We start from the raw sequence: 13,617 nt of genomic DNA on the forward strand, positions 1-13,617 counted from the left end.
TAAATGAGTCTGCAAGCCCCATCCCAGAGCGGGACGGCCCAGCAGCCGAAGCCCGACTTGCGCCAGGAAGTCCACGACGCCGCACGGCGGGCCCGGGTCGCGTCACGCGCCCTCGCGTTGTTGCCGACGGTGGCCAAGGACCACGCGCTGAAGGCCGCCGCTGAGGCGATCGTGGCCCACGCCGAGCAGATACTCGCGGCCAACGCCGAAGATTTGGCTGTCGCCCGCACCGCCGGCACGCCGGCCGCGATGCTGGACCGGCTGGCGCTGAACCCGCAGCGTATCGACGGAATCGCCGACGGTCTGCGCCAGGTTGCGGGGCTGCCGGACCCGGTCGGTGAGGTGCTGCGCGGGTACACCTTGCCCAACGGACTGCAGCTGCGCCAGCAGCGGGTTCCGCTCGGTGTGGTGGGCATGATCTACGAGGGACGGCCCAACGTCACGGTGGATGCTTTCGGGTTGGCGCTCAAGTCCGGCAATGCGGTGCTGCTGCGCGGCAGCTCGTCGGCGGCGAAGTCGAACCAGGCGCTCGTCGAGGTGCTGCGTGCGTCGCTGGTCAGCGAGGATCTGCCGGCCGATGCGGTCCAGCTGCTTTCGGCGGCGGACCGCGCCACTGTCACTCACCTGATCCAGGCCCGGGGTCTGGTCGATGTGGTAATCCCGCGCGGGGGAGCCAGCCTGATCGACGCGGTGGTCCGCGAGGCCCAGGTGCCCACCATCGAGACCGGCGTCGGCAACTGTCACGTCTACGTCCACGAATGCGCCGATCTCGACGTGGCCGAGCAGATCTTGTTGAACTCCAAGACCCGGCGGCCCAGTGTGTGCAACGCCGCCGAGACGCTGCTGGTCGACGCCGCGATCGCCGATCAGGCGATGCCCCGGCTGCTGGCCGCCCTGCAGGACGCCGGGGTGACCGTCCACCTGGACCCCGATGAAGACGCGCTGCGCCGCGAATACCTGTCGATGGACATCGCGGTGGCGGTGGTCGAGGATGTCGACGCCGCGATCGCGCACGTCAACGAATACGGCACCGGACACACCGAGGCCATAATCACCACCAATATGGCTGCCGCCCAACGGTTTACCGACGGCGTCGACGCGGCCGCGGTGATGGTCAACGCGTCGACGGCCTTCACCGACGGCGAGCAGTTCGGCTTCGGCGCCGAGATCGGCATCTCCACGCAGAAGCTGCACGCGCGCGGCCCGATGGGACTGCCGGAATTGACCTCGACCAAATGGATCGCGTGGGGAGACGGCCAGACTCGTCCGGCCTGACGCCCGTATTTAGGAGAATTCGATTGTGAGTGTGCCCGCACGGCCCGCGCCGCTGTTCGCCGACATCGACGACGTCTCGCGACGGCTGGCCGAGACCGGCTACCTGCCGGACACCGCCACCGCGACCGCGGTGTTCTTGGCCGATCGGCTCGGCAAGCCGCTGCTGGTGGAAGGCCCCGCGGGCGTCGGCAAGACGGAGCTGGCCCGCGCCGTCGCCCAGGCCACCGGATCGGGTCTGGTCCGGCTGCAGTGCTACGAGGGCGTCGACGAGGCCCGCGCGTTGTACGAGTGGAACCACGCCAAACAGATCCTGCGCATCCAGGCCGGGTCCGGAGACTGGGAGGCGACGAAAACGGACGTGTTCAGCGAGGAGTTCTTGCTGTCCCGCCCACTGCTGACCGCGATCCGGCGCACCGAGCCGACGGTGTTGCTGATCGACGAGACCGACAAGGCCGACATCGAGATCGAGGGCCTGCTGTTGGAGGTGCTGTCCGACTTCGCCGTAACCGTCCCCGAATTGGGCACGCTCACCGCCGAACGCGCCCCGTTCGTGCTGTTGACGTCCAATGCCACGCGTGAGCTGTCCGAGGCGCTCAAGCGGCGCTGTTTGTTTCTGCACATCGACTTTCCCAGCCCGGATCTGGAACGCCGCATCCTGCTGTCCCGAGTTCCCGAGCTGCCCGAGCACCTCGCCGAGGAGCTGGTGCGCATCATCGGCGTGCTGCGCGGGATGCAGCTCAAGAAGTTGCCGTCCATCGCCGAGACGATCGACTGGGGCCGCACGGTGCTCGCGCTCGGACTGGACACGATTGACGATGCGGTGGTGGCCGCGACACTCGGCGTGGTCCTCAAGCACCAGTCCGATCAGCAGCGCGCAGCGGGGGAATTGAGACTGAACTAATGGCCACCCGCCGTATTCGTCCGACCCGGCCGCTCGCCCCGCACGGGCTGACCGGTCATCTGGTCGGGTTCGTGGAAGCGCTTCGGGGAGCAGGGATCTCAGTAGGTCCGTCGGAGACCGTTGACGCCGGGCGGGTGATGGCCGCTCTCGGCTTAGGCGATCGCGAGGTGCTGCGCGAGGGCATCGCCTGTGCGGTGCTGCGCCGGCGCGACCATCGGGAGACTTTTGACGCCATGTTCGATCTGTGGTTCCCCGCGGCGTTGGGTGCGCGCGCGGTGGTGTTGGACGAGGAGGGGGGCTCGGGTGAAGCGGACGGCGCCCTGCCCCCCGATGACGTCGAGGCGATGCGGCAGATGCTGCTGGATCTGCTCACCGACAACCCCGAGCTCGCCGACATGGACGAGCGGCTGGTCGCGATGATCGCGCGGATCGTGGAGGCTTACGGAAAGTACAACTCCAGTCGGGGACCGTCGTTCTCGTCGTATCAGGCGCTCAAGGCCATGGCGCTGGACGAGCTGGAAGGCAAGTTGCTGGCGGGACTGCTCGCGCCGTACGGCGACGAACCCACGCCGACGCAGGAGCAAATCGCCAAAGCCCTTGCCGCACAGCGAATCACGCAGTTGCGCAAGATGGTTGACGCGGAAACCAAGCGGCGCACCGCCGAGCAGCTCGGCCGTGACCACGTCCAGATGTACGGCATCCCACAGCTTTCCGAGAACGTCGAGTTCCTGCGGGCCTCGGGGGAGCAACTGCGGCAAATGCAACGGGTGGTGGCACCCCTGGCGCGCACCCTTGCCACCCGTTTGGCCGCTCGGCGGCGACGCAGCCGGGCCGGGGTGATCGATCTGCGCAAGACGCTGCGCAAGTCGATGTCCACCGGCGGGGTACCGATCGACGTGGTGCTGGCCAAGCCGCGCCCGGCGCGTCCGGAGCTGGTGGTGCTGTGCGATGTATCCGGTTCGGTGGCCGGGTTCAGCCACTTCACCCTGCTATTGGTACACGCTCTGCGGCAACAGTTTTCGAGGGTTCGCGTATTCGCCTTCATCGACACCACCGACGAGGTGACCCACATGTTCGGCCCTGAGGCCGACCTCGCGGTGGCGATTCAGCGGATCACCAGGGAGGCCGGCGTCTATAGCCGCGACGGACATTCCGACTACGGCAACGCGTTCGCTTCGTTCGTGCAGGCGTTTCCGAATGTGCTGTCGCCGCGCAGTTCGCTGCTGGTGCTCGGGGACGGGCGCACCAACTACCGCAATCCGGAGACCGACCTGCTGGCCCACATGGTTACCGCCAGCCGACATGCGCATTGGCTCAACCCCGAGCCCAAACATCTTTGGGGCAGCGGTGATTCGGCAGTGCCGCGCTACCAAGAGGTGATCACGATGCACGAGTGCCGGTCCGCCAGTCAGCTGGCCACCGTCATCGACCAGCTGCTGCCGGTGTGACGGGACGCAGTGGTCGCCGCCCTCGCCGAGCGTGGGTGCTATGGACGAAAAGTGATCAAAACGCGTACATATCCCCCACGTTCGACGCCATAATCGCGTCGCAGACCCATGCTGATGTCCAACGCATGACTCAGGACGCCAGCTAGTGTGACGCTCTCAAGGGCATCGGGTTTCAGGAGGCGGGGCATGGCGCGGCCATCGGCGTTCAAGTCCGAGGAAACGCGGGCTGCCTACTACAGCCTGTACGACGAGGCGATCAGGCTCTCGGAGGTGCCCGTCAAGGAATCGGACGTCGAAACCTCGTTCGGCACAACGCATGTCCTGACCGCGGGGGACTCGTCGAAGCCGCCTCTCGTGGCACTGCACGCCATGTCGACCAGCTCGACAATGTGGTTGCCGCTGCTTCCTGCCCTGACGGCCGTGCGCCACGTGTGGATGCTCGATACGGTTGGCGACGTTGGTAAGAGCACGGCGAAGAGCGTCCTGTCCTCGCCGGTTCGGGTAGTGGACTGGATTGACGAGGTTCTGGACCGGCTCGGTGTCGAGCGCGCAGCACTGGTGGCGGCCTCGCTGGGTACCTGGATGGCGACGCACTATGCGATGGCGCGACCGGATCGCGTAGAACGGCTCGCCCTCGTCGGCCCCGCAGGCATCGTTAGCCCACAGCACCTCAGCTGGACGTTGCGCGCGATCGTCGACGTCCGCGTTCGGGGGACGCCCCAGACGATCGAGGCCTTCCTCGACTCGCATGGGCCGGCGCGAACCCGCCAGCTCATGCGAACCGACCCTTGGCGTCCGATCATGCAGCAGCTGATCACCGGATTGGCGGCTTTCCGGCGGGGCCTGCGAGAGCCCCGTCCGGTGCATTGCAACCTCGGGCGGCTCGCCGACAGCGGCGTTCCCGTTCTCGTCATCATTGGCCGCGACGAGACGCTGCACGACGGCGCAAGGATGGCAGAACGGTTCCGTCAGGGGCTGCCGACCGCGCAAGTGATCTTGGTCAACGATGCCGGCCACTTCATCTTCATCGACCAGCAGGAACTAGTGGCCGACGAGGTGCGCGCGTTTCTCGCAAAGTAAGGCTTGATCCCGGGCTCCAGTAAGCTGGCACACCATGCAAAAGCAGCTTCGCAGGCTGGGCGTCATGGGCGGGACGTTCGATCCCATCCATTACGGCCACCTGGTTGCTGCCAGCGAGGTGGCTCACCTGTTCAAGCTCGACGAAGTGGTGTTCGTGCCCAGCGGTCAACCCTGGCAGAAGGGCCGCCGCCGGGTCTCGGCGGCCGAGGACAGGTACCTGATGACGGTGATCGCCACTGCGTCGAATCCGCGGTTCTCGGTGAGCCGGGTCGACATCGACCGCGACGGCCCCACCTACACCCGCGACACCCTGCGCGACCTGCACGCGCTGAACCCCGATTCCGAGCTGTATTTCATCACCGGCGCCGACGCGCTTGCCACCATCCTGTCTTGGCAGGGCTGGGAGGAGATGTTCGATTTGGCGCGGTTCATCGGGGTCAGCCGGCCCGGGTACGAACTGCGCCACGATCACATCACCGGCGTCCTCGGTGAGCTGGCCGAGGACGCGTTGACCCTGGTCGAGATACCCGCCCTGGCGATCTCGTCGACCGACTGCCGGCAGCGGGCCGAGCAGCGCCGCCCCCTGTGGTACCTGATGCCCGACGGCGTCGTGCAGTACGTCTCCAAACGCCGGCTGTACCGCAAACCGGAGGGGCAGATAAGTGCGGCGCCGCTGGCCGCGGGGAACAACACATGACAGCCACCCCTGAAGCCATCGACATGGCGACGGTTGCCGCCGCAGCAGCCGCGTCCAAGCTGGCCGACGACGTCGTCGTCATCGACGTCTCGGGCCAGCTGGTCATCACCGACTGCTTCGTCATCGCCTCCGCGTCCAACGAGCGGCAGGTGAACGCCATCGTCGATGAAGTCGAGGAGAAGATGCGCCGCGCGGGTTACAAGCCGGCGCGCCGTGAGGGCGCCCGGGAGGGCCGGTGGACGCTGTTGGATTACCGCGACATCGTCGTACACATCCAGCATCAGGACGAACGCAATTTCTATGCGCTGGACCGGCTGTGGCGTGACTGCCCGGTGGTCGAGGTGGACTTGAGCCCCGACGACGCGGCGAGCGCCCAATGAGAATTCGTCGACTGGTGATGCTGCGGCACGGGCAAACCGACTTCAACGCGGATAGCCGCATGCAGGGACAGCTGGACAGCGCGCTCACCGACTTGGGTCGCGCCCAGGCGGTCGCTGCTGCCGAGGTGTTGGGCAAGCTGCAACCGTTGCTGATCGTCTCCTCGGACTTGCATCGCGCCTCCGACACCGCGTTCATGTTGGGGGAGCGGACCGGGCTACAGGTCTGGGTTGACGAGCGGTTGCGAGAGACCCACCTCGGCGACTGGCAGGGCATGACTCACACTCAGATCGACGCCGAGGCACCCGGCGCCCGGCTAGCCTGGCGCGAAGACGCGACGTGGGCACCGCACGGTGGGGAGAGCAGGGTCGACGTCGCCGCGCGCAGTGTGCCGTTGGTTGCCGAAATCGTCTCACGAGAGTCCGAATGGGGCCTGAACAGCGGGGCGGCCGAACCCGCGCGGCCGGTGGTGCTGGTGGCCCACGGCGGACTGATCGCAGCGCTGTCGGCCGCGTTGCTGAAGCTGCCGGTCGCCAACTGGCCGGTGCTCGGTGGGATGGGCAATGCCAGCTGGGTGCAGCTGAGCGGGCATTCCGACGATGCAGCAGATTTCGAGGCTATCCGCTGGCGCCTCGACGTGTGGAACGCTTCGGCACAGGTGTCCAACGATGTCCTCTGAAAAGCGGGGGTCCTCTGACACCCGCCCCACCCTGCTGGTTTTCGCCGACTCGCTGGCCTACTACGGGCCCACCGGCGGCCTGCCCGCCGACGACCCTCGGATCTGGCCCAATATCGTTGCCTCACAATTGGATTGGGACTTGGAACTGATCGGCCGTATCGGCTGGACCTGCCGCGACGTCTGGTGGGCGGCGACACAGGACCCGCGGGCCTGGGCGGCCCTGCCCAGGGCGGGCGCGGTGGTCTTCGCCACCAGCGGGATGGATTCGCTGCCATCGGTGTTGCCAACGGCGCTCCGCGAACTGATCCGTTACGTGCGTCCGCCGGTGCTGCGGCGCTGGGTCCGCGACGGCTACGGCTGGGTGCAGCCGCGGTTGTCGCCGGTGGCGCGGTCCGCCTTGCCGCCGCACTTGACTGCCGAATATCTCGAACAGACTCGTGGCGCAATCGATTTCAACAGGCCGGGTATCCCGATCGTGGCGTCGCTGCCGTCGGTGCACATCGCGGAGACATACGGCAAGGCGCACCACGGCCGTGCGGGGACCGCGGCCGCGATCACCGACTGGGCGCAGCGCCACGACATCCCGTTGGTGGATCTCAAAGCCGCTGTGGGCGAACACATTATGAGCGGACATGGCAATCCCGACGGCATTCACTGGAATTTCGAAGCGCACCAGGCAGTGGCGGAGCTGATGCTCAAGGCGCTGGCCGAAGCCGGTGTGCCGGAACAGAAATCACGCGGCTGAATAATGACCGTCATTGTGGTCACCGACTCGTCGTCGCGACTGCCGGCCGAGGTGTGCGAAAAGCTGGGGATACGGGTGGTCCCGTTGCATATCCTGCTCGACGGTAGCGATCTGCGCGACGGTGTCGACGAGATTCCCGATGACGTGTACAAACGTCATGCCACCACCGCGGCGGCCACCCCAACTGAACTCTGCACCGCCTACCAGCAGGCGCTGGCCGACAGTGACGGCGATGGCGTTGTCGCGGTGCATATCTCGTCAGCGCTCTCAGGAACCTTCGGCGCTGCGGAGCGAACTGCCGGCGACCTCGGCCCGGCCGTGCGGGTAATCGATTCCAAATCGGCTGCGATGGGCACCGGTTTCATCGTGCTGGCTGCTGCGCGGGCGGCCGCCGCCGGCGGCGACCTGGACACTGTCGCGTCCGCCGCCGCTGCGGCAACTGAGCGCAGTCACGCGTTCATTGTTGTGCACCGGCTGGACAACTTGCGGCGTAGTGGGCGGATCGGCGGGGCCCAAGCGTGGCTAGGCACCGCACTGGCGCTCAGGCCACTGTTACGCGTCGACGACGGCAAACTCGTTCTGGCCCAACGGATACGCACCGTCAAACACGCGACGGCAGTGATGATCGACCGGGTCTGCGAACTGGTCGGCGACGGTCCGGCGGTTCTTGCCGTGCACCACGTCGCGAATCCGGACGGCGGTAACGAAGTTGCGGCGGAACTGGCCCGACGACTACCGGCGTGCGAGCCGGCGACCCTCACTCCGCTGGGTCCGGTGCTGGCGGTGCATGTCGGCGCTGGAGCCCTCGCGGTCTGCGTGGATGTCGGCGCCTCGGCTTGACAAAGATTCCGGTGCGTAGACCTCGCCCCATTCGATCAACGCGCGCAACACCGGAACCAGCTTTTCTCCGGCCGCACTGAGGCGGTATTCCTCACGCTGCCGCGAGTTGGGCTCTTGATAGGCGACGCGGTGCAAGATGCCGGCGTCGACTAGGCGCGCCAGCTTGGCTGACAGGATTCCCTTCGATGCGCCCAAGTGAGCCTGTAGGTCATTGAAGCGCGAAATGCCCACCGCTACGTCCCGCACGATGAGTAGGCTCCACCGGTCGCCCAATAATCGCATCGATCGCGTTATCGGACACCTCGCGGAATCCGTGCTCGCGAAGTCCACGCTCATCAAAACGGTTGCCTTTCTGCTTCCGCGCCAAGTGTTGGCTTCCTCACCATCTAGGTTCTATTCTAGAACTTAGATGCTAGTGTGTGCGACAGAACCTCCGGGAGGACACGTGACCGACCAATCGAGCGCCGAAACTGACGCCGCGCGCGCTTTACGAAAGTTCAAGCGGGAAAGGCTCATCGGCCGATATCTCGCCAACCCGGCCATCGCGATGCTTGGACGACTCGGGGTCCGGACCACCTTTGCCACCCAACTGGAGACCACCGGACGCAAAACCGGCACCACCCGAACGGTGCCCGTCGCGGCCACCTTCGACAACACCGGCGCTTGGGTGATTTCACAGCACGGAAGACGCTCAGGATGGGCGCACAACGTCGCCGCTCAACCGGCTGTCCGGATCCGGCAGGGCGACCGGTGGCGGTCCGGCGTCGCTCGATTCGTGCCGGAAGACGACGTCCCCCAGCGGGTGCGGACGTTTGCTACCTCACGGCTTTTTGCACCGTTGGTCGTCGCGACCTTTCGGGCACTGCAATCCGACCCGATCAGCGTCCGCATCGACTTCAGCGACTGACTTCGTCAGCAACTGATCGAGGTATCCGCCTGCGCGGCTTCGCTTTACACCTGAGCGTGAGCAGTCTGGCTTGTCGCGGTCACGTTCGGATGAGCGTTGTCGCCGCGCGGATGCACCACCTTCGGCCACCAGAACCAGCGGCCTAGCAGTGTGGCGATCGACGGCATCAGCAAGGTGCGCACGATCAATGTGTCCAGCAAAAGACCGATGCAGACGGTGGATCCGAACTGTCCGAGCACCCGCAACTCGCTGCCCAGCATCGCGGCCATGGTGAACGCGAACACCAAACCCGCGGCGGTCACCACGCCGCCGGTGCCGGCCATCGATCGAATGGTCCCGGTCTTCAGTCCGGCGTGGATCTCTTCCCTGAACCGAGAGACCAACAACAGGTTGTAGTCGGAGCCGACGGCCAACAGGATGATCACCGACAGCGCCATCACGATCCAGTGCACCTTGATGCCGAACAGGTCCTGCCAGATGAGCACGGACAGACCGAAGGACGCGGCGATCGAGCTCGCTGCCGTGCCGACGATAACCAGCGCCGCAACGACACTACGGGTGAGCAGCAGCATGATCATGAAGATCAGCGTGAGCGCCGATACCACCGCGATCATCAGGTCGTATTTGGCCCCGTCGTGCATGTCCTTGAACGTCGCGGCGGTACCGCCGAGAAAAACCTTGGCGTCCGACAGGGAGGACTGTTTCAGTCCCTCCTGAGCGGCCGTCCGCTCCGAGTCGACGCGCGAGATCCCTTCCGGCGTCATGGGATCGCCTTGGTGCGTGATGAAGAACCGCGCCGACTTGCCGTCCGGCGACAGGAACATTCGCAAACCCGTTTGGAAATCCGGGTTTTGGAAGGCTTCCGGCGGGAGGTAGAAGAAGTCGTCGTTCTGCGAGGTGTCGAAGCTTTGGCCCATGACAATCGCGGTATTGCTCATGGCCTCCATCTGGTCGATCATCGCCTTGAAAGTCTGATACAGCGTCAGCGTGATGCCTTTTGTCGACTTCAGCGTCGCAATCATCGTCGGGACCAAGTCCAGCATCTCGTGGGTGGCCACAGCTGTGCGCTTGATGTCAGCCGTGAGCTTGTGGAACTGCTCGGCAAGCTGGTCGAACCCGTCCAACGAGTCGAACAGTGAGCGCAACGACCAGCAGATCGGAATGTCGAAGCAGTGCTTCTCCCAGTAGAAGTACGACCTGATCGGCCGCCAGAAATCGTCGAAGTCGGCGATGTGGTCCCGTAGCTTGTCGGTGATTTCCGAAGTTTCCGCTGTCGTCGCCGCGCTGTCGTCAGCGGCATTGGAAAGATCTTGGGTCACTTCATACAAGCGTTGTGTGTAGTCGATCTGGTCCTGCAGCAAGTCGGCCATTCTGAGGATGTCGGCCATGCGGTCCTTCAAAAAGGCCATGTTCTGCATCGTCGTCTGGCTCTGCATGCTGTTCTGAAATGGTATGGAGCTGTGCTGAATTGGAATGCCCAGCGGCCGGGTGATGTCCTGGACCATGGCGATGCCGACGACGCGGATGACGTTTTTGGCCACCCGGTCCAGGACCAGCATGTCGGCGGTGTTGCGCATGTCGTGATCGGCCTCGATCATCAGCATGTCGGGGTTCATCCGGGCCTGGGAGAAATGCCGGTCCGCGGCCGCTTGCCCCAGGTTCGACGGGGCACTCGTGGGCAAGTAGTAGCGGTCGTTGTAGCTCGTCTTGAAGCTCGGCAGCGCGACCATGCCGACCAGCACGACGGCCGCGCTGACCGCCAGAATCGGTGCGGGCCAACGCACCACCGCCGTGCCTATCCGGCCCCAGAGGCGACCTCGCTTGGCGGCCAGCGTGGATTCGAAAAGGCTCAACTTGCTGCCCAAAAAGACTATGGCGGGTCCCAAGGTGACCCCGGCCAGCACCACCACCAGCATCCCGATGGCCACGGGCGCGCCCATGGTGTTGAACCACGGCAACCGGGCGAAGCTCAGGCAGTAGGTCGCACCCGCGATGGTCAGGCCCGACCCCAGCACGACGGGGGCCACACTGCGAAACGTCGTGTAATACGCGGTTTCTCGGTCCTCGCCGGAGCGCCGTGCCTCTTGATATCGCCCGACCAGGAAGATCCCGTAGTCCGTGGCGGCCGCGATCGCCAGCATGGTCAGGATGTTCGCGGCGAACGTGGTGAGCCCGAATGCGTTGTTATAGGCCAGAACCGCGACGACGCCGCGTGCACACAACAACGCGACGAACGTCATGAACAGCTGAATCAATGTGGTGACGATCGATCGGTAGACCAGCAGCAACATGATCGCGATCGCGCCAAGGGTGAACAACGTGATCTTGGCCAGGCTGGCGTTGCCGATGACGTGCATGTCGTCGCTGAGGGCGGCCGGGCCCGTCACGTAGACGTCCAAACCGGCCGGTGGCTTGTTCTTCTCGATAACCTTGCGGACAGCCTCGACCGAATTGTTGGCCTGGGTGGTGCCTTGATTGCCGGCCAGGTTCAGCATGACGTATGCGCCCTTGCCATCGGCGCTTTGGGCGCCCGCCGCCGTCAGCCGGTCTCCCCAGAAGTCCTGGATGTGCTGGATGTGCTTGTGATCCTGCTGCAGCTGACGAATCAGGTTGTCGTAGTAGCGATGTGCCTCGTCGCCCAGTGGCCCCTTACTCTCCAGCACGATCATCACGGTGCTATTGGAGTCGAACTCCTTGAAGTTGTGGCCCAGTCGCATCATCGCCTGCATCGACGGGGCGTCCAGTGGGGCCATCGGCGCGGAATGCGCCTCGCCGACGACCTCCAGGGTGGGGACGGCGATGTTGACGACGACCGTGACGAACACCCAGATCAGCAAGATCGGCAGGGCGAAGATGCGGATCATGTGCGGGATGAATGGCCGGTGCGGGCGTCCGGCGGGTTCGACGCGGCTCCCGGTTCGGATGGGCCCGGTGTCTTCGGTGTCCGTTTCCAGGTGACTTCTGCTATTCAGATCGCTCATGCCGACTTCACCAGGCAGAAGATTTGGGGGTTGACGCCGTCGGAGTTTCGCTCTTCCCGGACCACGCCGTCGACGGTGATGCGGCAGCCGATCCGGCTGCCGTCACCTTGCACCATGATGTTGGCGCTCACCGACGGCAGCGTCGTGGAGACGGTGGCGGACCACGGCAGCGGTGCGGCGTTGATCTGGTGGGTGTTGGCGTTCTCGTCCCAATAATTCAGGTTCGCGGTGGATCCGGCGGGGCCGAAGACGTCGTAGCGGACGACTTTGGGGTTGAACTGCACGATCTTGATCCCGGCGCCGGCGCCGGCGTTGAGGTCCTCTGAGCCGAAGATCCGGTGCAGCCGCGTCACGACCAGCCCTGAGACGGCAAGCACGGCCACCAACACCAGGGGTATCCAGGCTCGCTTGGCCAAGCGGCCAATTCGACCGGTAATCCGACCAGCCATCTCACCGCCTCCCGCTTGCGATCCTGGTTTGTAACGCGCCGCCTCAGAGCTTGCTTCCCGAGGCAGGCGTAGCGCTGCCCGGCAGAATCTTTGTTTGGCTAAGAATCGTAAACCTTAGTGCACGAAAGCGTTCCTCCGGGGTGTCGCCGTGTGGCCAACGCCACCCGGTTAGCTCGCGACCCGGCCGGTGACCGGCGGCAGGTCGGCGAGCGTCACGATCCCGGGGGCGGCGGCGACCACCGTCGGCACAGCGTTGGTGACCGGCATGGCGGTGTAGATCATGCCCAGGCCCATGAACCCGGGTTCGGTCCAGTCCTTGGGCGGTAGACAGTGCAGCACCGTGCGCATGTTGGGCAACCCGAACACCTGGATGACGTGGCCGTGCTCGAGCGGTTTGGGCGGGACCACGTGGTCGCCCATGGTCCAGTTGAACCCGACGCTGACGACGTTGCGATCGCCGGCCCAGCCGCGGTGGTAGCCGTACACGCTGCCCACGGTTCCCGCCGGAATCTTCATGAATCCCAGGTCGGAGTCCGCGGTGGCGGCGGTAAAGGTGACGTCGAAGGTCATCCTGTCCAGCTTCGCCCCGATCGCGTCGGCCATCATCGCGGCCGACTCGGCGAAGACCTCGCTCTCCCGCCGCACGCTCTCGGCCAGTCCAGGCGTGTCGGGGTCCTGCGAAAATCCCATCGCCGTCTGGGTTTCCGCCGATTCGTAGGTCGAGCAGTCCACCGATTCGGTGATCCGGATCTCGTCGACGCGCTCGCACGAGGCGCTGAGCACCATGCCGACCATGTTCGTCATGCCCGGGTGCGCGCCGCTGCCGAAGATCGTCGAGCCGCCGCGCCGGCAGGCTTCCGCAATTCGTTGCCGGTCCTGCGGCGTCTGCTTGCCGCCGGTAATCCAGGCTGCGCTGGTGCACACATTCACTCCGGATTCCAGCAGGCGTACCAACTCATCGATATTGGGCCACAACGGGTTATAGCAACATGCGTCGGGCCGCAGGGCGAGCAGCGCGTCGATGTCGCCGGTGGCCTTCACCCCGGTCGGCTCCGGCCAGCCCGCCAGTTCGGCGGCGTCGACGCCGACCTTGTCCGGCCCGTGCGCATAGACCCCGACGAGTTCCATGTCAGGCCTGCCGATGATGGCGTGCAGGGAGCGCCGGCCGATGTTGCCGGTGGTCCACTGGATCACCCGCAACGGACGGTCTGTGCCGACTGAGGTTGAAGGCGTCATC

14 protein-coding genes are annotated in these 13,617 nt (G+C 65.3%); 10 read left to right on the forward strand and 4 right to left on the reverse strand.

All coding sequences use genetic code 11. The annotated features are described in order from the left end of the window. The first annotated feature begins 3 nt into the window (after positions 1 to 3). From A9W99_RS19445 to A9W99_RS19485, 9 genes are all read left to right on the forward strand, one after another. Positions 4 to 1,275, forward strand: coding sequence for a glutamate-5-semialdehyde dehydrogenase (locus tag A9W99_RS19445; protein ID WP_067381865.1), 1,272 nt, complete (start codon positions 4 to 6; stop codon positions 1,273 to 1,275). Positions 1,276 to 1,300: 25 nt separating this feature from the next. Continuing rightward, positions 1,301 to 2,176, forward strand: a complete 876-nt coding sequence (locus tag A9W99_RS19450) for a MoxR family ATPase (RefSeq protein WP_067239146.1) — start codon at positions 1,301 to 1,303, stop codon at positions 2,174 to 2,176. Further along, entirely contained in the window at positions 2,176 to 3,624 is a 1,449-nt protein-coding gene (locus A9W99_RS19455; RefSeq protein WP_067381868.1) for a VWA domain-containing protein, read from the forward strand. The genes A9W99_RS19450 and A9W99_RS19455 overlap by 1 nt, the downstream gene beginning before the upstream one ends. A 186-nt stretch (positions 3,625 to 3,810) precedes the next feature. Further along, positions 3,811 to 4,704: an alpha/beta fold hydrolase gene (locus A9W99_RS19460; RefSeq protein WP_067381871.1), complete on the forward strand. Its 894-nt coding sequence runs from the start codon at positions 3,811 to 3,813 to the stop codon at positions 4,702 to 4,704. Positions 4,705 to 4,738: 34 nt separating this feature from the next. Next, positions 4,739 to 5,401 carry a nicotinate-nucleotide adenylyltransferase gene (gene nadD / locus A9W99_RS19465; RefSeq protein ID WP_082930106.1) on the forward strand — a complete coding sequence of 221 codons (663 nt, stop codon included), beginning with the start codon at positions 4,739 to 4,741 and terminating at the stop codon, positions 5,399 to 5,401. Beyond that, entirely contained in the window at positions 5,398 to 5,781 is a 384-nt protein-coding gene (gene rsfS, locus A9W99_RS19470) for a ribosome silencing factor (RefSeq protein WP_067381874.1), read from the forward strand. The genes nadD and rsfS overlap by 4 nt, the downstream gene beginning before the upstream one ends. Then, positions 5,778 to 6,458, forward strand: a complete 681-nt coding sequence (gene gpgP / locus A9W99_RS19475) for a glucosyl-3-phosphoglycerate phosphatase (protein ID WP_067381877.1) — start codon at positions 5,778 to 5,780, stop codon at positions 6,456 to 6,458. The genes rsfS and gpgP overlap by 4 nt, the downstream gene beginning before the upstream one ends. Further along, complete coding sequence (gene octT / locus A9W99_RS19480) at positions 6,448 to 7,203, forward strand: diglucosylglycerate octanoyltransferase (RefSeq protein ID WP_067381880.1); 756 nt, start codon at positions 6,448 to 6,450, stop codon at positions 7,201 to 7,203. Before gpgP ends, octT begins: the two co-directional genes overlap by 11 nt. Positions 7,204 to 7,206: 3 nt before the next feature. After that, positions 7,207 to 8,043: a DegV family protein gene (locus tag A9W99_RS19485; RefSeq protein ID WP_067381882.1), complete on the forward strand. Its 837-nt coding sequence runs from the start codon at positions 7,207 to 7,209 to the stop codon at positions 8,041 to 8,043. On the opposite strand, the gene A9W99_RS27845 is transcribed toward A9W99_RS19485, so the two are convergent. Then, positions 7,936 to 8,379: a helix-turn-helix domain-containing protein gene (locus A9W99_RS27845; RefSeq protein WP_082930107.1), complete on the reverse strand. Its 444-nt coding sequence runs from the start codon at positions 8,377 to 8,379 to the stop codon at positions 7,936 to 7,938. The genes A9W99_RS19485 and A9W99_RS27845 overlap by 108 nt on opposite strands. Before the next feature lie 109 nt (positions 8,380 to 8,488). Between A9W99_RS27845 and A9W99_RS19490 the strand changes: the two genes are divergently transcribed. After that, positions 8,489 to 8,950, forward strand: a complete 462-nt coding sequence (locus tag A9W99_RS19490) for a nitroreductase family deazaflavin-dependent oxidoreductase (protein ID WP_067381885.1) — start codon at positions 8,489 to 8,491, stop codon at positions 8,948 to 8,950. A gap of 44 nt (positions 8,951 to 8,994) precedes the next feature. Here A9W99_RS19490 and A9W99_RS19495 read toward each other — a convergent pair whose 3' ends face one another. The 3 genes from A9W99_RS19495 to A9W99_RS19505 form a co-directional block, all read right to left on the reverse strand. Then, on the reverse strand, positions 8,995 to 11,931 hold the full coding sequence (locus A9W99_RS19495; protein WP_067381888.1) for an RND family transporter: 2,937 nt from the start codon (positions 11,929 to 11,931) through the stop codon (positions 8,995 to 8,997). Then, positions 11,928 to 12,380 (reverse strand): MmpS family transport accessory protein, encoded by a 453-nt coding sequence (locus A9W99_RS19500; RefSeq protein ID WP_082930109.1) that lies wholly within the window; start codon positions 12,378 to 12,380, stop codon positions 11,928 to 11,930. The genes A9W99_RS19495 and A9W99_RS19500 overlap by 4 nt, the downstream gene beginning before the upstream one ends. A 168-nt stretch (positions 12,381 to 12,548) precedes the next feature. Then, positions 12,549 to 13,616, reverse strand: a complete 1,068-nt coding sequence (locus A9W99_RS19505) for a dihydrodipicolinate reductase (protein WP_067381894.1) — start codon at positions 13,614 to 13,616, stop codon at positions 12,549 to 12,551. Position 13,617 lies beyond the last annotated feature (1 nt).

Source organism: Mycobacterium sp. 1164966.3, assembly GCF_001665395.1.
Classification (GTDB): domain Bacteria; phylum Actinomycetota; class Actinomycetes; order Mycobacteriales; family Mycobacteriaceae; genus Mycobacterium.